This is a genomic window from Arthrobacter sp. NQ4 (assembly GCF_029077345.1).
Lineage (GTDB): Bacteria > Actinomycetota > Actinomycetes > Actinomycetales > Micrococcaceae > Arthrobacter.
The window spans coordinates 103,608-126,958 of record NZ_JARETC010000008.1; the positions used below are offsets into that span (position 1 = coordinate 103,608).

Below are 23,351 nucleotides of genomic sequence, written 5' to 3' on the forward strand. Positions count from 1 at the left end.
ACATGCCAGAAGGAATCGCCGGCTCGGGCATCGAGCTGGGCATCACCCTCTACTCACTCACCTCTGAATTCGCAGCCGGGCTCTACACGCCCGAGACCTTGATCAAGGCTGTGGCCGACGAAGGCCTCGGCCCCGGCGTGGAGTTCAACATCGCCCAGATGCTGCGCACCTACCCGGACGTGGACAACGACTTCGTGAAACTGTGGCGCGACAGCATGGACCGCTACGGCCTCACCCCCAGCGCCGTGGGCACCAACCTGGATATGGGCCGCCGCAAGGACCGGGACATGACCCCGGACGAGGAATACGCCTTCTTCGCGCGCCAGCTCAAGACGGCGAACACGCTGGGCTTCCACAAGATCGTCATCCGTTCCGCCGGCAAGGAACTCCTCCGCCGGCTCCTTCCGCTGGCCGAGCAGTACGACCAGAAGCTCGGCTACGAGATCCATGCGCCACAGGGGCCCAACGATCCGAAGATCCTGCAGATCCGCGAGATGTACGAGGAGCTGGGCAGCGACCGCCTGGGCTTCACGGCGGACTTCAGCTCCACCATGCACAGCCTCTCGCCCACCCTGTTCCGCACGCTGACACAGATGGGCCTGCCGGAGGAGCACTTCGCCGTCATGCAGGACATCTGGCGCAAGCCCCTGCCCATGCAGGAACGCAACCAGGAGTTCGAGGACTATCTGCGGGAGAACAACTTCGACCCCGCCCGGCTGGGCCCGTTCACCAGGTTGGCGTTCAACATGCACGGACTGGTTCCGCCGGAGGAATGGCTGGACATCATGCCGCAGATGTTCCACGTGCACGCCAAGTTCTACGACATCGACGCCGAGGGCAACGAGCCCGCCATGGACATCCCGCGGATTGTGCGCCAGTTCGTCAAGGGCGGCTACCAGGGCTTCCTGTCCAGCGAATGGGAGGGACACGCTTTCGCCGACCTCGGCGAATCCGATCCGATCGACCTGGTCAAGAAGCAGCACGCCCTGATGCGCCAGGCCATCGAAGATGCCGCCGGCGCTGACGAAACTGATTCCCACCCGACCCTGGTCCAGACCTCCAAGTAAGGAAAGCCCATGGCAACACACAATTCCCTGTTCCAGGACACCGACGTCCGCAGGCACCCCGATGGCATCGCCGTGTCGGTGCAGCTGCCCTGGTACCGCAGCCTCTGGCTGTCCGCTGTTGATGACGTCGCGGCGACCGTCAACGGGACAGCCATTCCCAAGGAATCCCTCCGGTTCGAGCTGCAGGGGACCTCCTACTCCATCGCGGAGCTTCCGGAGCAATGGGAGACGCTGTGGTTCGTCGCGGACAAGCCGGAGATCATCATTCCGCTGGACCGCGTCCCCGGGGCCGGCGAGGAGATCGACGTCGAGGTCATCCTGACGCTCCGCCTGCTCTACATGCAGATCGCCCCCATGCATTACGTGGGGAACCGGGTGGCCGTGGACCGGAAGGTAGTGCTGGCATGAAACGCCTGCGCGTGGCCATGATCGGCTACGGCTTCATGGGCGCGGCGCATTCCCAGGGCTGGCGTACCGCGCCGCGCGTCTTCGACCTGCCGGTGGAGCCGGAGATGGCCGTGCTGGTGGGCAGGAACGCCGACGCCGTCGCTGCCGCCGCCAGGAAGTGGGGGTGGGCGGAGTCCGCCACCGACTGGCGGGACGTGATCGCACGGGAAGACATCGACGTCGTCGACATTGTCACCCCCGGCGACTCGCACGCCGAAATAGCGATTGCCGCGCTGGAGGCCGGCAAGCACGTCCTGTGTGAGAAGCCCCTGGCCAACACGGTGGCCGAGGCCGAAGCGATGGCAGAGGCTGCGAAGCGTGCCGCGGTCCGCGGGATCCGCGCGATGGTGGGCTTCACCTACCGCCGCGTTCCGGCCGTGACCCTCCTCCGGAACCTCGTCGCCGAAGGGGCCGTGGGCACGGTCAACCAGGTGCGTGCGTCCTACCGCCAGGACTGGCTGGTCGATCCGAAGATGCCACTGGCCTGGCGGCTGCAGAAGGAACATGCCGGGTCAGGGGCCCTGGGCGACATCGGTGCGCATGCGATCGACCTGGCCCAGTTCGTCACCGGGCTGGCGTTGGAAAAGGTCTCCGGCACCGTCGACACCATCGTCAAGGAGCGCCCGCTGCTGGATTCCGGCTCCGGCCTTTCCGGCGCGGCCGGCGCCGGGTACGGCACAGTGACCGTTGACGACATCGCCATCTTTACCGGCCGGTTCGAGACCGGGGCGCTCGCGTCCTTCGAAGCGTCGCGGTTCGCCACCGGGCGGAAGAACGCACTGCAGATCGAGGTCTCCGGGGACAAGGGCGCGCTCGCCTTCGACCTCGAAGACCTCAACAGCGTCCAGTTCTACGACCGCACCGCACCCGCTGACCGGCAGGGTTTCCGAAAGGTCCTGGTCACCGAGGCCGGGCACCCGTATCTTTCGGGCTGGTGGCCCGCCGGCCACATGCTCGGGTACGAGCACGGGTTCTCCCACCAGGTGAAGGACCTCGTGGAGGGCATTGCGGACGGCATCGACCCGCATCCGACGTTCGCCGACGGGCTCCAGGTCCAGCGGGTGCTTGAGGCAGTGGAGCACAGTTCCCACAATGATTCCGCCTGGACGCGGGTCGCCGCCGGCGTCACCGCCGCGGCGCTATAGGAGGAGATGTACGTGGCACGACCAATCACCCTGTTCACCGGCCAGTGGGCCGACCTGCCGTTCGAAGAGGTGGCCCGGCTGGCCGGAGAATGGGGCTACGACGGACTCGAGATCGCCTGCTGGGGCGACCACCTTGACCCGTGGCGCTGGGATGACGACGCCTATGTGCAGGGCAGGCTGGACATCCTGGAGCGCAACGGACTCAAGGCCTGGACCATCTCCAACCACCTCAAGGGCCAGGCAGTCTGTGACGATCCGATCGACGAACGGCACCGCGGCATCCTTCCGGATGAGGTGTGGGGTGACGGCGACCCTGAGGGCATCCGCCGCCGTGCAGCCGAGGAACTGAAGAACACCGCCCGGCTTGCGGCCAGGCTTGGGGTGAAGACGGTGACGGGCTTCACGGGCTCGTCCATCTGGAAGTATGTCGCGATGTTCCCGCCTGCAACGGAAAAGATGGTCGACGCCGGCTACCAGGACTTCGCGGACCGCTGGAACCCGATCCTTGACGTCTTCGACGAGGTGGGTGTCCGGTTCGCCCATGAAGTCCACCCCTCCGAGATCGCCTACGACTACTGGACAACCCAGCGCACGCTTGAAGCCATCGGGCACCGGGAAGCCTTCGGGCTGAACTGGGACCCCAGCCACATGGTGTGGCAGGACATCGACCCCGTCGGCTTCCTGTGGGACTTCAAGGACCGCATCTTCCACGTGCACTGTAAGGACACGAAGAAGCGCCTCACCAACGGCCGCAACGGGCGCCTCTCGTCCCACCTGCCGTGGGCGGATCCGCGCCGGGGCTGGGACTTCATCTCCACCGGCCACGGCGACGTGCCCTGGGAGGACGCCTTCCGGATGCTCAACTCCATCGGCTACCGCGGACCCCTCTCCGTGGAGTGGGAGGACGCCGGCATGGACCGCCTTGACGGCGCTCCCGAAGCGCTGGAGTTTGTCCGCCGGCTCTCCGGGTACGAGCCCTCGGCGGCCGCCTTCGATGCCGCCTTCAGCACCAAGTAGCAGCAACACGCAGGAATTGCCGGCCCGGGACATCCCAGGCCGGCAATTCTCGTTAACAGTCCGGCAGCTCTGGTTGGCCGGACTACCCGCCCGCCAACGCATTCTCCGCCAGCGCCAAGTGCCGCCGCGTCATGTCAGTGGGGTCATCGCCCAGCCATTCGTGGCCACCCCACTCGCTGGTCAGTGTGCCCGTGAACCCGTTCCGGTTGAGGAGGCCCCCGAGATCCCGCAACGGCTGCGAAACCCGCCCGCCGTCGTCGTCCAGGTCCCAGAATTTCAGGTGGAAGGCACCCACCAGTGGCAGGATCCCCTGAAGGTCGCCGGCTTCGCTCCGGCCAAAGCGGATGAGCAGGTTCATAAAGAGGGTATGGATCCGCGGCGGTACCCCGCCTGCCTGGAGCAGTGCGTGTATTGCCCCGGCGGTTGCAGGATCCCGCCACTCTTCGGCCAGGCGCTTCAACAGGTCCGGGCTGACGCCGCCCTTCCCCAGTTCCTCGAGGTAGCTGACAGGAAGTGCCGGCATCAGCATGCTGATGTCCACCAGGACGCGGACGCGCTTATCGCCAAGAGCCGCTATCGCATCCAGCGCCGGAGCAACTGCTGGGCTGTCCGGAGTCTGCTGGCCCTGGACCTCTTCATACAGCACCAGATCCAGGTCGTGAAGAAGCGGCTGCACCAATGCCAGGAGCTTCGGGCCGGCCTGCCCGAGGGGAAGCCGAACCCCGCTGGCACCCACCCGGCGGGCCGCCACCAGCTGCGGCACCAGGAAGTCCAGCCGCTCCTGCAGTGTGCGTCGCCGGCTGGGCGACGTGAAGTCGTCCAGGCTCGCACCCACGATGCTGATACGCCCGCCCTCCCCAGCCAGGGCATCCCGCAGCGCGTCCACTTCGGTGTGCTGGGGATTGGGGAAGGAGCGCCACACCAGGCCGGGCTCAAGTTCCACCGTGCCAGCCGTACTCGCAACGATCCCCGTGACAATGTCCGCGGCAGCGCGCCGGGCCGCGATGATTTCGGGGGTCCAATTGAACGAACTGGCGCAGAGGGTCCAACTGCTCGGTATCTTGGCAGCCACAAGGAGCCTTCCCATTTATGTATCTTACTGGCAATCTTATGTCAGATTCAGGATAAAGGATGGAAGCCATGATGGAAACAGCATTTCGCCCTGACGCCCTTACTGCTGTTCCGGGCGGCTTTGAGTTGCGGCTCGGCCTGCCCTGGATCCGCTCCATGCCGCTTTCGAGCATCATTGGCCTGGCGGTGGAGGTCGACGGCGGCGCTGTTCCGCCAGGAGGGCTGGCGGTGGTTTTGGGGGCGCGGCGCGTGCCGCCGGCTGCGCTGCAGGAGGAAGCCGGTTGGTGGTTTGTCCAGGACCGGCTGGTGGTGCATTGCGGGCACGGGCTCGCCGGCGGCAGCCATCTCATTGCCGTTGATTTCCAGCTTTTGGTGCCCTACCTGCAGGCCGCTCCCGGCCGGCCGCTGGTGCTGCCATTCCATATCGAAGCCCGGCTGGACCCACTCCACGCGGTACTGCCTGGCGCCTCGCGCGACGTGGCCTGACCGGAGCCCCCTGCTGCCGGCCCTTGCGGGGCCAGGTAACCTGCCTGGGCAGTACGGCTAGGCCGGCACTGCCTCACGTTCCGGTGAGGGGTGCCCGTCGGCGAACCAGCGGGGGAAGGTGATGTCGAACAGTTGCTCACGGGCCAGTTCCGCTCCGCCGCGCAGCGGTTCCCGCTCATCATTCACGGACAGCGTGATGGTCAGGTCCCGTGTGGCCAGGGGCAGTGACAGTTCATAGACGCGCTGGCGGACCTCGGCAAGGAACACCTCGCCCGCAGAGGCAATGGCGCCGCCGATGACGATGACGCCCGGATTGAACATATTCACCAGGGCGGAAATGGTCTCACCTGCAACGTGCGCTGACTTCTGGATGAGCCCGATGGCCAGTGAATCGCCCGCCTGCGCTGCGAGGGTAATGTCCTCCAGGTTGAGTGCCCCCTTCTTTGTCCGTCCTGCCAAGGACGTGGCGACGCCGTCCTTGATGGCCTGTTCAGCATCCCGCACCAACGCCCAACCGCCGGCGACCGCCTCCAGGCAGCCGACCTTCCCGCAGCGGCAGGGCACGTCGGAGTCGGATACCCGCACATGGCCGATATCCCCGGCTGCCCCGTTGGCGCCACGGTGGATCCTGCCCTTCGACAGGAGGCCGGCGCCCACCCCGGAGCCGATCTTGCAGTAGATGAGGTCCGTCAGGGAGTCGCGGCGGCGGGCGCGCTCGCCGAGGGCCAGCAGGTTGGAGTCGTTATCCACCCATACGGGAGCGTTGAAGCGCTCCTCGAACGGCGTGCGGACGTCGAAGCCGTTCCAGCCGGGCATGATGGGCGGCGCCACGGGTTGCCCGGTGGCGAAGTCGACGGGGCCCGGGAGGCCCACCACCACTCCCCATACAGGTACTTCCGGATGTTTCCTGAGGACGTCGTCAACGAGGGACATGACGGCATTGATGGTTTTTACCGGTCCCTGCGCGATGTCCCACGTGCGGTGGGCGTGGTCTATCACGTCGCCGTCGAGTGCGGCGATGCCCACCCTGATGTGTGCCGCGCCAAGGGCGCAGATGATGATGCGGCCCTGCTCGGAGCGAAAGCGCAGGGTCCGCGGTGCGCGGCCCCCGGATGAGGCGCCGAAGTCGCCATCCCCGAGGAATCCGATCGAGATGGCCTGGTCCACGCGCTGGCTGACGACGCCTCTTCCCAGGCCGGTGACCTTGCCGATTTCCGGCCGGGTGGTGGCTTCCCCCGTCCGCACAAGGTTGACGATGCGCAGCAGGCTGGTCACTTCATCCGTCTGTGCCCCAAAGCGGAGGGTGGAGTCTGTCGTCATGGCACCAATTCTCACACATGGAGGCCGACTAAAGTACGCATTGCCATAAGAATGGTGTAAACCGACCATACTTATGAATAATAAGAACAAAAGAGGAGGCTGCCATGCCCTGGAATATCGGGATCCTGGGGGCTGGCCCGGGCGTTTCCGCGCTGCATCTGCCCGTCCTGGGACAGCTGCAGGAGCTCTTCACGGTGGTGCACATTGCCGACTCCGGAAGCGGCCGCGCCCGGGCCCTGGCCGAACGGATCGGCGCCCGTTGCTCAGCAGGGGAGCGGGACCTGCTCGAGGACCAGCGCGTGGACGTGGTGGCCATCTGCAGTCCGCCGGCCCAGCACTCCCGTCAGGTCCTGGCGTCAGTGGCCGCTGGAAAGCGCGCCATCTTTTGCGAGAAGCCGCTGGCCACCACCCGCCAGGAGGCCGAGGCGGTGATCGAGGCCTGCCGGGCCGCCGGTGCCATCCTCATGGTGGGGACGAACCACCTCTTCGACGCTGCATGGGGGCGTGCCAGGCACCAGCTGGTGGCGCTGGAAGGAAAGGTGCAGGCAGTTTCCGTTACGTTGGCGCTGCCGCCCAACGACAGGTACCACCAACTCGTGGCGGAGGGTGGTCCGTTCCAGGCCGCACGCCGCGACGCTCCCGATGTCCGGGACCCCGCCGTCGCGGCCGGTGTCCTGCGGCAACTGCTGACCGGCCTGGCCATCCATGACCTGCCCGCGGTGCGGGACATTGCGCCCGGAATCGACGAGGTTGTCTACGCGCGGCTGGTGCCGCCGGTCGGATACCTGGTGGGATACCGCGCCGGCGACGTGCTGGTCCAGCTGGCACTCACCATGCTGCCGGACGGGCCGGATGCCCTCTGGCGGATGGCCATCACCACCTCCCATGACCGCATCGAGGTGGACTTTCCGCCGGCTTTCGTGCACGCAGGAAGCGCCGCTGTCCGGGTGCGCAGCGTGGACGGACGGTGGACTTCTTATCGGCGCCAGCCCGTGGACGGGTACGTGGCGGAGTGGCGCCTGCTGGCATCCCTCCTTGAGGGGGACGTGCCCGTGGAATACGACGAAGTGCTGGCCGATTCGCACTATGCCGTGGACCTCGCCAACGCTGCTGCCGCCAGGATCCTGGAAGGTGCAGGGCAGTGACGGCGACCGGCCGCAGGCTCGGCGTCTTCACCCGCCTGCCGTCCTACTTCGGCGCGGCTGCCGGACTTTCAATCACTGCCATCCCCGATGGGAAACCTGACGGCGCGGTGGTGGTGGTCCCTGGATCGGGCGACTGGTGGCAGGGCATGCTTGCCGCCCGCGACCAGGGGGCGGCGGCGGTAATCATTGCCGATCCCCGGATGCTTCCACGCCAAATTCCCGACGCCGGATCCTGGCGCGCTGACATCCCGGTGGTGGTCGACCGTCCGCGACTGCGCCCCGACGTCGTCGCGAACGCCGTGCAGGCAAGGCGTGGGCATCAGGCCCGGGCCATCACGGTGGAATGCGCCGCCCCTGCGGCCGAACTGGAAGCGGTGGCCGGCGATGGTTTCGGTTGGATCCGCTCCCTCGGCGAGGGGCCTTTGGAACTCCGGGCGACCGGAAGCGCCACGCATGGCCGGATCTGCCTGATGGACGTGCAGTCCGCAGGCGCAAGCCTTCCAGCCACCCTTGCGGGAACTGCGCTGGGCGGGGGAGGTGGCCCCGGGGGCCTCCTTCAGGTGCTCGCCCTTGGTGAGGTGCGGACGGAGGTGGTGGTGGACCAGCCTGCCGGGTCAGTCCGGGTGGAAACTTCCACGGCGGACGGAATCACAAAGGCGGCTGAACGCTACGAGTCTCCGGCCCGCCTTGCGCTGCGCCGCGCTCTTGATTCCTGGCGGTCCGGGGACCCGCAGCGGATCTGGAGGAGTTGCTGGCGGACCAGGCGCTGGCCCGGGAACTCCTTCAGGCGCCGCGGAACCAAGATGTCTAAACTAAGCAATCTTTTGTTGCTTTCCAACCTAAGTGGCGGTAGGCTCATCAATGGCGCCGGGGTTCCCCGCGGACCCGTTCTCCGTCGTGATGGTGCGCCGGAGGCACACCACGTCGCGCCGACGGCCCGATCGTTCGGGCAGACCACTATGCAACTCTCTCCCGTAAGACTCCGTCTCCTGGTCGCTTCGCTGTTGACCGTTTCCTTCCTCGGTGCGCTGGACCACACCGTGGTTTCCACTTCCCTGGCAACCATTTCCGGCGAACTGGGCGCGCTGCAGCTCATGAGCTGGGTGGTGGTCGGCTACACCCTGGCCAGCACCGTCCTGCTCCCCGTGCTCGGCAAGCTGGGCGACGTGCTCGGCGCCCGGCGGATCTTCCTGGTCTCCCTGGTGATCTTCCTTGCCGCTTCCCTTGCCTGCGGTTTTGCCACGGACATCGCGTGGCTGATTGCAGCCCGCGTGCTGCAGGGCATGAGCTCAGCGGGCCTGCAGCTGATGTCGCAGACCATCATTGCGCGGGTCACCACGCAGCGGGAACGGCCCCGCTACATGGCCATCATCGGCGCAGCATTTCCTATCGCCATCCTGGTGGGCCCCGTCCTGGGCGGTGCCATCACTGATTACTGGGGCTGGCAATGGGTCTTTTGGATCAACATCCCTGTGGGCGCGGCCGCCTTTGCCTTCGCGCTGGTTGCCGTTCCCCGCCTGGAACCAGGGCCGGCGCCCCGGAGCTTTGACATCGCCGGCGCCGCCGTCTTCACCACCGCACTGGTAGCCCTGGTGCTGGCCGCCTCCTGGGCCGCTGACCAGAGCGGCGGGGCGACGGCACTGACCGCGCTGGCGGTCAGTGCCGCCGGTTTCATCGCTTTCTTCCTGATCGAACGGCGTGCTCCTGAGCCCATCATTCCGCTGCACTTCTTCGCCAACCGCACCATCGCTGCCGGCACGGCGCTCTCGGCGATCATCGGCGTCGGCCTCTTCTCCATCACCGCCTACCTGCCCACGTACTTCCAAATGGCGTACCGGACCACCGCTACGGTGTCCGGCCTCGTCCCCATCGCCACCGTCTTCGGGATGCTTGCCAGCAACCTGCTGACCGGATGGCTGGCAAGCCGCACCGGGCGGTACCGGATCTTTCCCATCGTTGGCACCATCCTGGGAGCGGCCGGCCTGCTGGTCATGGCGCTGCTGCCCGCGGGCCTTCCGCTCTGGGCACCCATGATGGTGATGGCGGGCGTGGGCATGGGCACCGGCGCGTTCATGAGCCTTATCGTCGCCGTCGTCCAGGGCGCCGCACCGGCCAGCCAGACCGGCACCATCACGGCCACCATCAACCTGGTGCGGCAGGTGGGATCGACAGTGGCGACGGCGGTCATCGGCGGTGTGGTCGGCTCAGGGGTCGCCGCGCTCCTGCCGGCGGGGCTGGACGCGTCAACGCTGACCCCGCGCCAGGTGCACGGGGCGTCCGCGGCAGTCCAGGCCAGCGTCGCGGAGATCTACGGAACTGTCTTCACCCCCATCTTCATCGCGCTGGCCGCCGCCTACGCCCTGGGGATTGTGGCGGCTGTCCTGCTCCCGCACGGCCGCCTCTCCGACGAACCTGCCCCCGCCATCCGCACGCCTTCTGAAACCCTTCCGGCCTGATCTCAAAGGAGACATCATGTCCAATCCCACCATTGCCGTCGTCGGCAGCGGCCCCATCGGATCCACCTACGCCCGCGTGCTGCTGGAGCAAGTCCCGAACGCCCGCGTGATCATGTTTGAAGCCGGACCCCAGCTGACCGCCGTGCCCGGCGAGAGCGTGCGGAACATCCCGGACCCGGCCGAGAAAGCGCGGGCCCGGGAGATGTCCCAGGGGCCGCAGGCCGGCGCGTACCGGGAGTCGCTCGGCATCCCCGCCGCAACCGTCACCGAGGGCATGTTCACCGCACGCCAGGGCACCCACCTGCTGGACTTCGGCGGAGTTGGCTCCGCCCACGCACCGTCCTTCCCGGCCGCGGCTGCCGCCACCAACGTGGGCGGCCAGGGTGCCCACTGGACCTGCGCGACGCCGTCCCCTGCTTTCAGCGAAAAGGTGGCCTTCATCGGGGATGACGAGTGGGACAGCCTGATCGAGGAAGCCAAGGGGCTGCTGCACGTCCACAGCGCCGCGTTCGCGGATTCCAAGGTCGGGGAAGCCATCCGCCGCCTGCTGGACGGGGAGTTCGGCGCCGAGCTGCCCGAAGGCTACGGCGTGGGCACGCTCCCGGTGGCCGGGGACCCGCAGCCGGACGGGTCCGTGCGCTGGGCGGGGGCCGACGTCGTCCTTGGGCCCCTGACGGATAAAGCCAGCCCGCTCTCCCAAAGGTTCGAACTCCGCGACCTGACCCTGGTGCGCCGCGTGGAACTGGACGGGCACCGCGTCACCGGCGTCACTGTCCAGGACCTGCGCACGGGCGATGAGTCCTTCGTCCCCGCCGACGTGGTGGTGGTGGCGGCGGACGCCTTCCGCTCCCCGCAGCTCCTTTGGGCCTCCGGCGTCAGGCCCAAGGCGCTGGGCCACTACTTGACTGAACATCCGGTGGTGATCTCCACTGTTGCCCTGGATGCCGACAAGATGAAGCAGTTCGCCACGGAGGAGGACCTCGACGCCGAACTGGCCCGGCGTGCCCAGAACCCGGCGGACCCGGTGGCGGCCGTGAACCGTATCCCGTTCTCCGAGCCGGAGCACCCTTTCTCCGTCCAGGTGATGTACTCCGAGTCGACGCCCTTCCCCATGGAGCCTGGTACGCCCTACTCCGACAACCGGTGGGGGTACGTCAACATGGGCTACGGCATGCGCAAGCATCCCCGCTACGAGGACGCGGTCACCTTCGATGAGGACGAACAGGACTACCGCGGCTTCCCGAACATGACCATCGAATACGCCCTCACCGAGCGGGAGGAAAAGGAAATCGCGGAGGCCACCGAGCGGCTCCGGCGTGCCGGCAAGGCGCTGGGGGTATTCGTGGCCGAGCCCCGGCTCATGCCCAACGGATCCAGCCTGCATTACCAGGGCACCATGCGGATGGGGGAGGCCGACGACGGGACCTCGGTGGCTGATCCATGGTCACGGGTGTGGGGCTACGAGAACCTGGTGGTGGGCGGAAACGCGCTCATCCCGACGGCCACCGCCATGAACCCCACCCTGATGAGCGTGGCCATCGCCGTCCGCGGGGCACGGAAGATCGCCAAGGAGCTCTCGTAAACCAGCGGCGCCCAACGTGCGGCGGCGCCCCAGCCGGCGCCGCCGCACCGGCAAGGCATGGATAACCTGTGGGTATGAAGAACCTGGACCTGAACCTGCTGCCCCACCTGCAGGTCCTGCTGGAGCTGCGGAACATCACCAGGGCCGCGGAGCGGCTCCAGTTAAGCCAGCCCGCCACGAGTGCCGCGATGGCCAGGCTGAGGCGCCATTTCGACGACGAGCTCCTGGTCCGCAACGGCCGCACCTACGACCTCACGCCCTTCGCGCAGTCCCTGGTGCCCCTGGTGGACGAGGCGATGCTGCACATCCAGCGCGCCACCCGGATCCGGTCCGGCTTTGATGCTGCCACCAGCGAGCGTGAGTTCGTCATCGCGGCCTCCGACTACGCCGCAGCGCTGATTGTGGGTCCGCTGCGCGGGATCCTTCGGGATGAGGCCCCGGGTGTGTCCGTCGATTTCGTTCCCACCACGGGCTTCCAGGGACAGCTGGCTGACTATGCCAAGATCGACCTGCTCGTAGGACCCACCGGGTACCGGATGCAGGGCCTGAGCAAGCAGGTGTTCCGCGACAGCTTCGTGGCGGTCGTCGACGCCGGCAACCCGCTGCTGCAGCAGCCCAGCCTGACTCTCGACGACCTCGCCACGGTGCCGCACGCCGTCGGCTACTTTGGCGAGGGGATCAGCACGCCGGCAGACAAATTGTTCGAGGCCCGCGGCATCCAGCGCCGGGTGGCCGCGGTGGTGGCGGGGTTCCTGTCCCTCCCGCTGCTGGTGGAAGGGACTGACCTGGTGGCCCTGGTACCCGGGATGCTGGCGGCCAGGGCCCAACGGGGAGCCAACATCGCCGTCCTCCGGCTTGACGGTGACGCGGAGGCATCCCTGGTGGAGGCGATGTACTGGCACCCGTCGCAGGCCGAGGACCCCGCCAGCGTCTGGCTGCGCTCGGTGGTCCAGCGTTCCTGCTCCCGGCTGGAAGAGCTGTTTCCGGCCAGCACGCATCCGCTCACTATCCGCGGGGCGGATACCACCTAGATCCGGAACGCCGTTCCCGGCGCGGACCTTCCCTGCAAAAGTCTTAGGGAAAGAACCTCCCCGGAAGGAACCCCTTATGCCCGTTTGCACCCAGCGACTGGCCGGCAAGACCGCTGTCATCACCGGAACGGCCAGCGGCCAGGGGAGGGCCGCCGCGCTGGCCTTCGCCGAGGCAGGTGCGTACGTGGTGGGCTGCGACATGGACGACGACGGCGCCGCGGCCACGGTCCGTGCGGTCACCGGGGCCGGGGGACGGATGAGCAGTGCTCGGGTGGATCTGACGGATGAGACAGCGGTGGCTGCATGGGCCTCAGAGGTCGTCGCGCAGCACGGCCAGGTCCACATCCTGTACGCCAACGCCGCCGTCACCCGGTTCGCCCCCGTGGAGCAGCTGACGTATGCCGACTGGAAGTGGAACCTTGAGCACGAAATGGACGTGGTGTTCCTGCCGGTGAAGTACTTTTGGCCGCAGCTGGTCCAGGCGGGGAACGGCGCCATCGTCCTGGTGGGCTCGACGGCGGGCGTCACCGGGTCCATGACCAATGGCCGGCTGGCGCACACCGCCACCAAGGGCGCAGTGGTGGCCATGACCAAGCAGCTGGCTGCCGAAGGGGCGCCGCATGGGTTGCGCGTGAACGCCGTCAGCCCCGGAATGATCCGCACCGCTGCAACCGAGGGCAACCTCCTCGCTGCCAGCCACCCCATGCGGACCATCGCCGGCAGCATCCCGCTGGGGCGGATCGGCGCGCCGGAGGAAGTGGCCAGGTGCGCGCTGTTCCTGGCCTCCGACGACGCCTCGTACGTCACGGGGGCCAACCTGATGGTCGACGGCGGGTGGTCGGCGGTGCTGCCCGGCTGACCTCTCCGGCCTGGAGGGGGAGTCAGCGCAGCGCGTCGGAGATGGACTTGGCCCCGCCGTGGGCTGACTGGCCCCCGTCCACAGGGATCTCCGCGCCGGTCACAAAGGAGGAGAGCGGGCTGAGCAGGAAGAGCACGACGCCGGCCACTTCCTCCGCGCTCCCCGTGCGGCCGAGCGGGGTTTCGGCCACGGTGGCCTGCCGGAAACGGGGCTTGGCGCCGGCCGTCATGGGCGTCTCGATGAAGCCCGGGTGGATGGTGTTCACCCGGATGCCTCGGGGTCCCAGCTCCATGGCTGCCACCTGGGAGAGCCCCCGGAGGGCCCATTTGCTGGCAGTGTAGGCCACCGGGTAATGCGCCGTGAGGGCCGCCACGGAACCGACGTTGACTATTGATGCACCGCTGCCCATCAGGGGAGCGAGCGCCTGGATGCCCAGCAGGCTTCCTGCGACGTTCACGTCATAGACCTTGTGGAGGTCTGCCGCTGACGCCTCCAGCAGCCTGCTGCGCTGGGTGATGCCGGCATTGTTGACCAGCCCGTCCACCTGCCACCCCTGGGACCGGATCCATTCAGCAAGTGCGGCCCACGCGGAAGCATTGCTGACGTCCAGCGGCCGGTAGAGCAGCTCACCGCCGGAAGACGGTGTGCCCCCGGCCGGCCCGGCCGGCATGGCAGTGGCCAGGTCCGTGGCGATCACCCGCGCCCCGGCCTCTGCCAACAGGCGGGCTTCGGCTGCCCCCTGGCCCTGGGCCGCGCCGGTGACCACCACGGTGTGGCCGTCGAGCTGAAGGGAAACCACTTAGATCGCGGACGGAGCCGGCTGCACCGTCCGGTTCCGCGGCCGTGTCCGGGCGGGGAACCTGGTCACGGCCTGGCGCCGGCCACCCACCCTGTTTTCGATGGTGCCGATGCCCTCCACGGTCATCCGGACGGTATCTCCGGTCTTCAGCGGCGGGGGAGTCTGTGATCCTTTGCGCCCCCAGAGTTCGGCCAGGCAGCCGCTCCCGCAGGTGCCGGAGCCCAGCACGTCGCCGGGGCGCACCACGGAGTCCTGGGAGGCGTAGGCCACCAGCTCGGCGAATGGCCAGCCCATGTTGGAGAGCAGGTCCTGGCCGATCTGTTCGCCATTGACGTGGACGGACATGGAGATGGGCAGGAATCCCTCGGCATCGTGCCGGTCCTCGAATTCGTCGGCGGTGACAATCCAGGGCCCCAGGGTGTTGGCGAAGTCCTTGCCCTTGCACGGGCCCAGGCTGACCTTCATTTCCCGGCGCTGCAGGTCCCTCGCTGACCAGTCGTTGAGGATGGTGTAGCCGAAGATGTGCCGGTGGGCATTTGCCGCGGACAGGTTGCTGCCGTCGCTGCCGGGAACGCGCCCGACGACGGCGGCGACCTCCGTTTCGAAGTCCAGGTCCGTGCAGCCAGCGGGAATTCCGATGACGTCACCGGTTCCGGTCACCGTGTGCGGGTTGGTGAAGTAGAACGTGGGCGCCTCATACCATTCCGGTACCACGCCGGCCACGCCGTCGATGCTCTTCCGGACGCCTTCGACGTGCTCCTCGAACGCCACGAAGTCCCGCATGGTGGCGGGTTGCAGGGGTGCGAGCAGTTGCACGTCCGCCAGCGGAACGCCAGGACCGGACCCGATAAAGCGCCGGGCAATCTCCAGCGCCTCATCGAGCCCGGCGTCGAGCAGCGCCTGCACGTCCTTGCCCTGGGGGAGGGCGTGGCAGGTGCCGCCGTCAACAAAGCCGGACTGCGTCCCGCCGTCGTGGTTCCAACGGGCGATCTTGACCATGAATCTGTTCCTTAGGCTGGGTGGCTGGCGGTGCGGACCGAAGCGGGCGTGATGCCCAGCGCTGCGGCGTTTCCGGACAGCACGCCGGCCCGGTCGTCCGCAGGAAGCTGTGCCTCAACGACCTCCGCCACGGGCTGGTCCGAGCCCATGTCGAACGGGTAGTCCGAGCCGAGCAGCACCTGCCCGGGACCTGCCGTGGCCACAAGCGCCCGCAGCTCGGCCGCGCTGTGCACCAGCGAGTCGAAGTAGAGCTTCTTCAGGTAGGACGACGGCGGCTCGGCGCAGCCGTGCGCCTCGGGCCGGACCCGCCAGGCGTGGTCGGAGCGGCCCAGGGTGGTGGGCAGGTAGCCCCCGCCGTGCGCCGCCAGGACCTTGAGCCCGGGGTGGCGGTCCAGGACGCCGCTGAAGACCAGGTGGGACAGGGCCACGGCGTTTTCCGCGGGCTGGGAGACGGTGTTGGCCAGGTAGAACCGGTCCAGCCGCTCATCGAGGGAACAGCCGAACGGGTGCAGGAATACCAGCGCGCCCAGCTCCTCCGCCCGGGACCAGAAGGCCTCCAGCCGGGGGTCCGAGAGCTCAACCGTGCTGCGCTCCGGGTCCGCGGGGGTGGCGGCGAAGGAGCCGATCTCCACGCCCAGCAGGCCACACTCCAGCACAGCGTGGTCCAGGGCTTCGACCATCAGGCCGGGGTGCTGGAGCGGGACCAGGCCCAGCCCGTTGAGCCGCTCCGGGGCCCGGTCCACGAAGTCACGGACCGCCTGGTTGGCCTGCCGTGCCAGCTCCAGGGCCAGTTCCTCCCCCGCGAAGTAGTAAAAGTGCGACGGTGACGGCGAGACCAGCTGGACGTCCACACCCTGGGCATCCATATCGGCCAGCCGCCGGTCCAGGTCGGTCAGCTGCGGCCAGCGTTCCTTGATCATCCTGCCCGAAGCCGCCATCGACTCAGGTCCGTTGCGCCGCACCTCCAGGGCCTGCTGCGCGCCGAAGCCCTCGGGGTCGGCTTCTGCCACCAGCTGTTGGAGGGCGGGAAGCAGGATGTGGGCGTGGACGTCCACCGTGGGGTTTTCGCCGGCTACGGTGCTCATGCCGGCTCCTTCAGCATCACGGAGAGGCCGTGCATCAGGCCCGGCACGTCGGCGTCACGGACGCCGTCCAGCATCCACTGGCCCAGCTGGACCGAGGCGTGGACCACTGCCTTGGCCCGCTCCAGCCGGCGGTCGGTGAACTCCTTGAACAGGGTTTCGGTGACGTGGTCGGCGTTGATCAGCAGTTCGGCCAGGACGGCGGCGTCCTCCAGCGCCATGGCCGCACCCTGCGCCACCGTGGGCGGGCAGCTGTGCGCGGCATCGCCAATGATGACGGTGCGGCCCCGGTTCCACGGACCATCGACCAGGTGGGTGGTGAACCACGTGTAGTTGATGCGGGCACTGTGGTCCAGGTTCGCGCGGATCTCGTTCCAGGGGCCGCCGTAGGCTGCGGCGAGTTCAGCCATGATGCGGGGGCCGTCCTCGTGTTTACGTTCCTGCGCCTTTTCCACCAGATAGGCGTAGATGGTGTCCGGGCCGGTGGGGCAGTAGCCGGCAATGAAGCAGGGGCCGCCGTAGGTCAGGTCCGTGCGGACAACTTCTTCCGGCCGAGGCACGAAGGCGCGCCAGATGCCCATTCCGGTTGACTTGGGCTCGGCGTCGATGCCGATGGCCTTGCGGACCGCGGAGTGCAGGCCGTCGGCGCCGATCAGGAGGTCGTAGGTCGCGGTGCCGCCGTCGGCCGTGCTGACGGTGACGGACCCGCCGTCGTCCGTTATCCCCGTGACGGTCTTCCCGTAGCTGATCCGGGCTCCCGCCTGCTCAGCCCGCTCCCGAAGGATGGCCGTTAGGTCCGGACGGTACATCCCCATGGTGGCCGGGAGGTCGTCGCCGCCGGTGCGGATGTCCTCGAGGACCGCCAGGACAGTGCCGTTGGGGTCCGGGGCGCGCAGGCCCAGGGTGCTGAAGCCGTAGCCCTTCGCCGCCACCTGGTCCCAGACGCCGAGCTGGCGGAGGATCCGGAGGGCGTTTCCCTGCAGCGTGATGCCGGATCCCAGGGTCTGCGGGGCGTCTGCCTTTTCCAGGATTTCCACCTGGATTCCGGCGTCAGCCAGGAGGATGGCGGCGGCCAGGCCGGCTGCACCTGCCCCCACGATTCCGACGTTGTGTACTGCTGCCATCGCTGACTCCTTTGGTGTGACGGCGTTACTGCTGGTGGTTGGTTGAAAAGCTACCGGACCGCGATCGGGTTGACCGGCGAACCGACGGCCCCGGTGATGGGCAGGGGCGCGGCGGTGAGCAGGAAGTCGTACCGTCCGTCCGCCGCACACGCTTCGGCCAGCGCGTCCGGATCCCACATCTCGCCCAGGAACAGCCCCAGGTTGGGGATGGCGATCTGGTGGAGGGGCTGGAAGGCGGCGTCGAATTCGTTGGGCCGGACCTCGAAACCCCAGGTATCGGTGGCGATCCCGGCGATTTCGCTGCGGTGCAGCCAGGGCGCAGTGCCGAAGGATAGGCCGGGGGCGCACCCGCCGGCGTAGTCGCCCCACCCGTCGCGCCGGACCCGGGAGTACTGCCCGGTGCGGATCACTACGATGTCGCCCCGGCGCACTTCGGAACTGGGGCCTTGGAGCTCGATGGTCTGCTGGAGATGTTCCGGGGTGATGGCGAACCCGTCCGGCAGTTCGCCGTCGTCCCGTCCCAGGTCCGGGCCCAAGGCGCGGCCGACGTCGAGCAGGACACCGCGGGTGGCGATCTTTCCGGCCGCCGTCTGGATGCCGGTGACCAGGTCGCCTTCCGAGGTGACGACGTCGCCGGCCGCCCGGCCGTTCCAGGCCTTGCCCTGGTCGAAGATGTGCCCCAGGCCGTCCCACTGGGTGGAGCACTGCAGCGGCATGGCGATGACGTCGTCTGCGCCGCCGAAGCCATGCGGGAAGCCCTGGTTGCCGCGCTCGGCGTCCACTCCGGTGTCCGTCATGGTGTGGACGGGATTGGTGCGGCGGCGCCAGCCCTTCTGCGGTCCGTTGGTGTCGAACGGCTGGGACAGTGAGAACGCCTCGCCGGTCCTGACCAGGGCCGCTGCTTCGATCCGCTTGCCGGCGTCGATGAAGTTCAGGGTGCCCAGGACATCATCCTGGCCCCAGCGGCCCCAGTTGTTGTGGGCCGCTGCCATGGCGCGGATGCTGCCGAGCGGGTCTTCACGCCGGATAACCGGGGAATCGGTGGATTCCCCGGTGCCGGGTGCTGTGTCCTGGGTGGTCACGGCTTGCTGCTTTCGGTGGGAGCTTCGTCTTTGCAGTGGATGAGCTGGGTGCCCAGTCCGGTGATGGTGCCTTCCATGACGTCGCCGTCCTGGAGGAGCCGGCCCCAGTGCTGGCCGTTGCCGGCCGGGCTGCCGGTGAGGACCAGGTCCCCCGGGCGCAGCGGCATGATCTGGGAGGCTTCGCTGACCAGTTTGGCCACGCCGAAGATCATGTCGGACGTGGATTCGTCCTGCATCGCTTTGCCGTTGAGCTTGAGCGTCACCTGGACGTCCTGGGGGTCGCCGAAAAATTTGGCGGGCACCAGCAGCGGGCCGGTGGGCAGGAAGCCGGGAGCGTTCTTGGCGCGGTACCAGTCGGAGCCGATGGCCGGCATGTCCTTGCGGAAGACGTATTCGCGCGTGGTGATGTCGTTGACCATGGTGTAGCCAAAGACGTAATCCAGCGCTTCTTCGGGGCTGACCCGGAACGCCGTTTTCCCGATCACGGCCGCCAGTTCCAGCTCCCAGTCGTGGGACTTCGAGTAGGACGGGAGGGTGAGGTCATCGGTGGCGGACGCGACCGCCGTCGGAAGCCCGATGAAGAAGTACGGCGTGCCCTGGCCCGCGCGCTTATCCATCATGGCCGCCGTCGCCGCACGCACCTCCTCCGCGTCCTCGCCCGGTTCGCGGTGCGCCACGGCGAGGTCGATCACGTGCTTGCGGTAGTTCGCGCCGGTCTGCAGGATCTGGGCCGGCTCCACGGGTGCAAGTATTTCGACGTCGGCGGCCGCGAATCCGGTGCCCTCGCCGGCGGAGGCGGCCAGGGCGTCCAGCTGGGCTTCGGTGGTGTCCCAGTGCTCGATCAGGGAGTTGATGTCCCCGTCCAGCGGCAGGACCCGGCCGCCGGCCAGCAGGCCGGCGCGCGATTTGCTGTCGCCGGTTTCCTGGAACCGGACGAGTGCGTACTGTGCGTCTGCCACGGCCCTAGCCCCGGCCGTGCTTGGCGTAAGGGTTCAGGAGGGCTTCCTTCATCTCGGGCGAGGCACCTTCCTCGGTGGCGGTGAAGCCTTCTGCCGGCGGGAAGGACTCCGTCATGGAGTGCGGCATGGCGCCGTTCTTGTAGAAGTTGTTGGAGCCCTCGGACGGCTTCCAGGTGTTGGCCTCCCAGTCCGGGACATAGTTGCGGTAGCCGCCGGAGTTGAGCTCGACGCGCAGCCCTGACGGCTCACGGAAGTACAGGAAGTTCTGCTCGCCCACGCCGTGGATGGAGGGGCCGTATTCCATCGGGGTGCCGTGTTCCATCATGACGTCCGCGGTGCGGAGCAGGTCCTCGGTGGTGTCCACCCAGAACGCGATGTGGTTCACGCGGCCCGGGCGGCCGGAGGTGTCGGCCACCACGCCCAAGTCGTGGGACTTCTCATTGGTGGTGAGGACGGAGAAGACCGTGATGGGGGCTTCGTCCAGGTCCACGAAGGCCATGACGCGGAAGCCCAGGGCCTCGTTGTACCACTTGGCGAAGCCGCGGACGTCGGAGCAGGCGACGGTGACGTGATCCAGGAAGCGGGGGGCAGCGGCGTGGTTGCTGCGGCGCTCGGGACGGTCCGGGTAGGTCGACTCGAACCCGGCCTCGGCTACGAACTTGTCCACGTCGTAGAAGAGGCGCATGTGGTGGCCGTAGGGGCCGGTGAACTCGTAGGCCTTGCCAAAGCCATGGCCGCCGGCGGTCCAGGTGCCCTGCACGCCCGTCGCTTCGATGCGCTGTGCGGCGGATTCAAGCGCCTCCTGCGAGTTGGTGCGCCATGCCATCCGGCCCAGCGAGGCTTCGGGGCCTTCGGTGATGACCAGGCTGTAGCGGTAGTAGTCGCCCCAGCAGCGGAGGTAGACGTTGCCGTCCACACGGTCGATGATGCGCATGCCGAACTTGTCCTCGTAGAACCGGGCCGAAGCTTCGACGTCCGGGCTGGTGATCTCGAGGTGGGCAAGATGGGAGAGGGGAGTTTCCACGGTGAAGTCCTTCTGGTTAGTGGCTGCGGGTTGGTCGGTGCAGGTCCTGGTAACCACTGTGAAGTACTTCATATATTTGGGGAAGACGAGCTTTTCGATATCAGATATTCGTCACGCTTATATCTGGGAGGTCCTAGAGCTGCGGGACGCAGGGACCGCTGCCCAGCAGGGCGAGTCCGGCGAGGTCACCCGCAGCGAAGTTCCTGACGCCCATGTTTTCCGCGTACATCAGTTGCGTCGGATCATTCACGTGGTCCAGGCCCAGCACGTGTGCCAGTTCGTGCATGATGATGGCGCGCACCTCCGCCGCGCCGTCCGGGCGGCTGGCGATGATGCCGGCAAGGTCAGGGGCATCAAGGCGCACCTGGCCGGCTTCGAGGACCAGCGGCTGCCCGGCGGCCTCCACGTAACCGCTCCCGCCAAGGCCGGCAACATTCCCGGCAAGGCCCGGCGTTTCCGCGGGCGTTGACCAGGCGATGAGTACCGGTACCCACCGCTTTCCGTAGCGGTCCGGCTGGAAAGCGGACCGGTCATCCGACGGCGCTTCCGTGGTGGGTCCGTCATAGACAAACTGCAGGCCGGAGGCCTGGGAGACTGCTGCCACTGCCTCCCGGACCAGGACATCGCCACCCGGCAGCGCGTTGTCCGGCCGGACAACGTAATGGACCGGGCGGCACGGATCGTACGCGACCAGCCGCTGGCCCTCTTTCGGCGACTCCTGCAGCACAAAGGCAGCGGAGCCCGTACTTGCGGGTGGCGTGCCCAGGGGTGCGGAGGCTGCCTCATGCCCCGGCGGCGGCATTTTCGCCCCGGGCAGGTAGGGGGCTGCGGCGGGAAGAACCACGCGGTCGAACAGTGTCGGCGCGAAGTACAGGCAGACCACCAGGGCGATCCCAAGGACTGTCCGCAACCGGATCGTCCCCAACGGGGCGGTCCGCTTCGACCGGAACCCTTCTTTTCCCGCCCTGCTCCGGAACTTCTTCCGCCGCCCTTGACCGGCTTCAGCACTGCGCCAGGGCGAAGGAGCCTCCGCCCGTCCGTACGCTTCATCGATGGCCCATTGCGGGATGCGTCCACTGGGGGAGCGCCGGACGTTTGGCGGCGCGAACCCGCCGGGCATGTCCCGATGAGACTTATCGTCATTCCCGAAGCCGTGCACCGGCACCCCCTGATTCCTGCCGCCCGCCGGCCAACCCTCCCAGCCTAGGGGCGGGCTGCCCGGCCTTGCCGCGGGAAAGGCGCAGGATTTGAGCAAGAAAGGCGGCCCCGGATGCAGGCCGCTCCGGGGCCGAAGTGGAGGCCCGAGGCCACATCGATTGCTCCGTAGACGCCGTTATGAGGGGTCAAAAGGGCGTTTACGGAGCAATCGATGAGGCTTTACTCCTTGCCGAGGCCGGCGGCGGAGGTCTTTCCGTTGGAGACGCTGTTGAGGGCGCGCAGGTCGAAGATGCCGTTGATGTCGGCCTGCTTGGTGGTGCCTGCGGTCACGCCGTCGGCCAGGAGCTTCTGGTAGGTTCCGGCCAGCGGGTCAACGGTGAAGACGATGTTCTTCAGGGAGCGGTCAATGACATCCGCCTTCAGTTCGGCGCCGGCTGCTTCCTTGAGGGCTGCATTGATGACGGTGGCCTTGTCGCCGGCTGAAGCGCTGTTGAGCCATTCGACCGACTTCGCGTGGCCCTTCAGGAGTGCCTTGACGGTGTCCGGGTGGTCGGCCGCGAACTTCTGGTTCACGATCAGGATGGTGGTGGGGAACTCGCCCGGCTTGCCGGACAGCGAACCGTCCCACAGGTCCTTTTCGTCCACCAGCACCTTCGCGCCGGCATTCAGCACCAGGCGTGACGCCCACGGCTCAGGCAACCACGCGCCGTCGAGCTTTCCGTCCTGGAACAGCTTGAGGGTCTGGGCGTTCTCCGTGGGGTTGATGGCCACGTCACCGCTGCCGTCCACCCCGGTCTTGTACCCCTGGGAGGAGAGCCAGGCGCGCAGGGCCACGTCCTGGGTGCCGCCCAGCTGCGGGGAGGCGAGCGTCTTGCCCCGGAGGTCGGCGGCGGAGGTGATGTCCGGCTTGACCACCAGCTGCGCCCCGCCGGCTGCGGCGCCGGCGATGATGTTGATCGACTGGCCCTGGCTCTTCACGAAGGAGTTGATGGCCGGGTTCGGCCCAATGTAGGTGGCGTCGATGGCCCCTGCGTTCAGGGCTTCGATGGCTGCCGGGCCGGCGTTGAACACCTGGGTGCTGAGCCTGGTGCTGCCGAGTTCATCCTTGATGAAGCCTTTGCTGACGCCCACGAGGGCCGGGGCATGCGTGACGTTTCCAAAGTAGCCGAGCTTCAGTTCGGCCGCGGGGTTGCCTGACGGGGCAGCCTCCTGCGAGGCTGCCGGTGTCCCGCTGTTCACGGCGGACGCGACGGCGGCGCCCCCACCGATGAGGGCCAGGACGGCTGCCGCGATTCCGATCCTCAGGCCGAGCGGGCGTGTGGGCTTGGCGGGCTGCCCGGCGACGATGCGGGTGGAGCCGTGCTGGTCTTCCGGACTTTTGTCCTGCTGGTTTGCCATGGGGAAATCCTTTGCTGGGGTGGATGCTGAGACGAGATTACGGAGCGCCCAGCGGCCCCACAATCAACCCCGTAGCGGGCGTTCATGCGGCGACGCGAAC

Annotated in this window: 21 protein-coding genes; 10 read left to right on the forward strand and 11 right to left on the reverse strand. The window is 67.7% G+C overall.

Annotated features, from left to right (window positions below; genetic code table 11):
* Positions 1–2 precede the first annotated feature (2 nt).
* The 4 genes from PUN51_RS14415 to PUN51_RS14430 are packed head-to-tail and all read left to right on the forward strand — an operon-like array spanning position 3 to position 3,676.
* Positions 3–1,067 carry a sugar phosphate isomerase/epimerase family protein gene (locus PUN51_RS14415; RefSeq protein WP_275181410.1) on the forward strand — a complete coding sequence of 355 codons (1,065 nt, stop codon included), beginning with the start codon at positions 3–5 and terminating at the stop codon, positions 1,065–1,067.
* A gap of 9 nt (positions 1,068–1,076) precedes the next feature.
* Entirely contained in the window at positions 1,077–1,475 is a 399-nt protein-coding gene (locus PUN51_RS14420; RefSeq protein WP_255173964.1) for a C-glycoside deglycosidase beta subunit domain-containing protein, read from the forward strand.
* Positions 1,472–2,659, forward strand: a complete 1,188-nt coding sequence (locus PUN51_RS14425; RefSeq protein WP_275181411.1) for a Gfo/Idh/MocA family protein — start codon at positions 1,472–1,474, stop codon at positions 2,657–2,659. The genes PUN51_RS14420 and PUN51_RS14425 overlap by 4 nt, the downstream gene beginning before the upstream one ends.
* 12 nt (positions 2,660–2,671) lie before the next feature.
* Positions 2,672–3,676, forward strand: coding sequence for a sugar phosphate isomerase/epimerase family protein (locus tag PUN51_RS14430; protein WP_275181412.1), 1,005 nt, complete (start codon positions 2,672–2,674; stop codon positions 3,674–3,676).
* 82 nt (positions 3,677–3,758) lie between these two features.
* On the opposite strand, the gene PUN51_RS14435 is transcribed toward PUN51_RS14430, so the two are convergent.
* A complete protein-coding gene (locus tag PUN51_RS14435) occupies positions 3,759–4,763 on the reverse strand; it encodes a restriction endonuclease subunit R (RefSeq protein ID WP_275181413.1) in 1,005 nt (334 codons plus the stop codon).
* Between the two features lie 53 nt (positions 4,764–4,816).
* On the opposite strand from PUN51_RS14435, the gene PUN51_RS14440 reads away from it, so the two are divergent.
* The gene (locus tag PUN51_RS14440; RefSeq protein ID WP_275181414.1) at positions 4,817–5,233 is read left to right on the forward strand and encodes a C-glycoside deglycosidase beta subunit domain-containing protein; all 417 of its coding nucleotides are present in this window, start codon (positions 4,817–4,819) and stop codon (positions 5,231–5,233) included.
* A 57-nt stretch (positions 5,234–5,290) separates the two neighbouring features.
* Here the strand turns inward: PUN51_RS14440 and PUN51_RS14445 are convergent, their stop codons facing one another.
* A complete protein-coding gene (locus tag PUN51_RS14445; protein ID WP_275181415.1) occupies positions 5,291–6,553 on the reverse strand; it encodes an ROK family protein in 1,263 nt (420 codons plus the stop codon).
* A gap of 104 nt (positions 6,554–6,657) precedes the next feature.
* Here PUN51_RS14445 and PUN51_RS14450 point away from each other — a divergent pair, with 104 nt between their 5' ends.
* From PUN51_RS14450 to PUN51_RS14470, 5 genes are all read left to right on the forward strand, one after another.
* Positions 6,658–7,698 (forward strand): Gfo/Idh/MocA family protein, encoded by a 1,041-nt coding sequence (locus PUN51_RS14450; protein ID WP_275181416.1) that lies wholly within the window; start codon positions 6,658–6,660, stop codon positions 7,696–7,698.
* Positions 7,695–10,154, forward strand: coding sequence for an MDR family MFS transporter (locus tag PUN51_RS20755; RefSeq protein WP_275181417.1), 2,460 nt, complete (start codon positions 7,695–7,697; stop codon positions 10,152–10,154). Before PUN51_RS14450 ends, PUN51_RS20755 begins: the two co-directional genes overlap by 4 nt.
* Before the next feature lie 16 nt (positions 10,155–10,170).
* Entirely contained in the window at positions 10,171–11,736 is a 1,566-nt protein-coding gene (locus PUN51_RS14460) for a GMC oxidoreductase (RefSeq protein WP_275181418.1), read from the forward strand.
* Between the two features lie 74 nt (positions 11,737–11,810).
* Entirely contained in the window at positions 11,811–12,767 is a 957-nt protein-coding gene (locus tag PUN51_RS14465; protein WP_275181419.1) for a LysR family transcriptional regulator, read from the forward strand.
* A 76-nt stretch (positions 12,768–12,843) separates the two neighbouring features.
* On the forward strand, positions 12,844–13,626 hold the full coding sequence (locus PUN51_RS14470; RefSeq protein WP_275181420.1) for an SDR family NAD(P)-dependent oxidoreductase: 783 nt from the start codon (positions 12,844–12,846) through the stop codon (positions 13,624–13,626).
* A 22-nt stretch (positions 13,627–13,648) separates the two neighbouring features.
* Here PUN51_RS14470 and PUN51_RS14475 read toward each other — a convergent pair whose 3' ends face one another.
* From PUN51_RS14475 to PUN51_RS14515, 9 genes are all read right to left on the reverse strand, one after another.
* Complete coding sequence (locus PUN51_RS14475; RefSeq protein ID WP_275181421.1) at positions 13,649–14,425, reverse strand: SDR family NAD(P)-dependent oxidoreductase; 777 nt, start codon at positions 14,423–14,425, stop codon at positions 13,649–13,651.
* A complete protein-coding gene (locus PUN51_RS14480; RefSeq protein ID WP_275181422.1) occupies positions 14,426–15,424 on the reverse strand; it encodes a fumarylacetoacetate hydrolase family protein in 999 nt (332 codons plus the stop codon).
* 11 nt (positions 15,425–15,435) lie between these two features.
* Complete coding sequence (locus tag PUN51_RS14485; protein ID WP_275181423.1) at positions 15,436–16,509, reverse strand: amidohydrolase family protein; 1,074 nt, start codon at positions 16,507–16,509, stop codon at positions 15,436–15,438.
* Positions 16,506–17,630: an FAD-dependent oxidoreductase gene (locus tag PUN51_RS14490; RefSeq protein ID WP_275181424.1), complete on the reverse strand. Its 1,125-nt coding sequence runs from the start codon at positions 17,628–17,630 to the stop codon at positions 16,506–16,508. Before PUN51_RS14490 ends, PUN51_RS14485 begins: the two co-directional genes overlap by 4 nt.
* Before the next feature lie 50 nt (positions 17,631–17,680).
* Positions 17,681–18,712: a cyclase family protein gene (locus PUN51_RS14495; RefSeq protein WP_275181425.1), complete on the reverse strand. Its 1,032-nt coding sequence runs from the start codon at positions 18,710–18,712 to the stop codon at positions 17,681–17,683.
* Positions 18,709–19,671, reverse strand: coding sequence for a fumarylacetoacetate hydrolase family protein (locus PUN51_RS14500; protein ID WP_275181426.1), 963 nt, complete (start codon positions 19,669–19,671; stop codon positions 18,709–18,711). The genes PUN51_RS14495 and PUN51_RS14500 overlap by 4 nt, the downstream gene beginning before the upstream one ends.
* 4 nt (positions 19,672–19,675) lie before the next feature.
* Positions 19,676–20,695, reverse strand: a complete 1,020-nt coding sequence (locus PUN51_RS14505; protein ID WP_275181427.1) for a VOC family protein — start codon at positions 20,693–20,695, stop codon at positions 19,676–19,678.
* A gap of 133 nt (positions 20,696–20,828) precedes the next feature.
* A complete protein-coding gene (locus PUN51_RS14510; RefSeq protein WP_275181428.1) occupies positions 20,829–21,605 on the reverse strand; it encodes a matrixin family metalloprotease in 777 nt (258 codons plus the stop codon).
* A 467-nt stretch (positions 21,606–22,072) separates the two neighbouring features.
* A complete protein-coding gene (locus PUN51_RS14515; protein WP_275181429.1) occupies positions 22,073–23,251 on the reverse strand; it encodes an ABC transporter substrate-binding protein in 1,179 nt (392 codons plus the stop codon).
* Positions 23,252–23,351 lie beyond the last annotated feature (100 nt).

Coding starts and splice junctions, on each gene's coding strand:
- PUN51_RS14415 (WP_275181410.1), top strand. CDS start 3: ATGCCAGAAGGAATCGCCGGCTCGGGCATCGAGCTGGGCATCACCCTC.
- PUN51_RS14420 (WP_255173964.1), top strand. CDS start 1,077: ATGGCAACACACAATTCCCTGTTCCAGGACACCGACGTCCGCAGGCAC.
- PUN51_RS14425 (WP_275181411.1), top strand. CDS start 1,472: ATGAAACGCCTGCGCGTGGCCATGATCGGCTACGGCTTCATGGGCGCG.
- PUN51_RS14435 (WP_275181413.1), bottom strand. CDS start 4,763: ATGGGAAGGCTCCTTGTGGCTGCCAAGATACCGAGCAGTTGGACCCTC.
- PUN51_RS14440 (WP_275181414.1), top strand. CDS start 4,817: ATGATGGAAACAGCATTTCGCCCTGACGCCCTTACTGCTGTTCCGGGC.
- PUN51_RS14445 (WP_275181415.1), bottom strand. CDS start 6,553: ATGACGACAGACTCCACCCTCCGCTTTGGGGCACAGACGGATGAAGTG.
- PUN51_RS14450 (WP_275181416.1), top strand. CDS start 6,658: ATGCCCTGGAATATCGGGATCCTGGGGGCTGGCCCGGGCGTTTCCGCG.
- PUN51_RS14460 (WP_275181418.1), top strand. CDS start 10,171: ATGTCCAATCCCACCATTGCCGTCGTCGGCAGCGGCCCCATCGGATCC.
- PUN51_RS14465 (WP_275181419.1), top strand. CDS start 11,811: ATGAAGAACCTGGACCTGAACCTGCTGCCCCACCTGCAGGTCCTGCTG.
- PUN51_RS14470 (WP_275181420.1), top strand. CDS start 12,844: ATGCCCGTTTGCACCCAGCGACTGGCCGGCAAGACCGCTGTCATCACC.
- PUN51_RS14480 (WP_275181422.1), bottom strand. CDS start 15,424: ATGGTCAAGATCGCCCGTTGGAACCACGACGGCGGGACGCAGTCCGGC.
- PUN51_RS14485 (WP_275181423.1), bottom strand. CDS start 16,509: ATGAGCACCGTAGCCGGCGAAAACCCCACGGTGGACGTCCACGCCCAC.
- PUN51_RS14490 (WP_275181424.1), bottom strand. CDS start 17,630: ATGGCAGCAGTACACAACGTCGGAATCGTGGGGGCAGGTGCAGCCGGC.
- PUN51_RS14515 (WP_275181429.1), bottom strand. CDS start 23,251: ATGGCAAACCAGCAGGACAAAAGTCCGGAAGACCAGCACGGCTCCACC.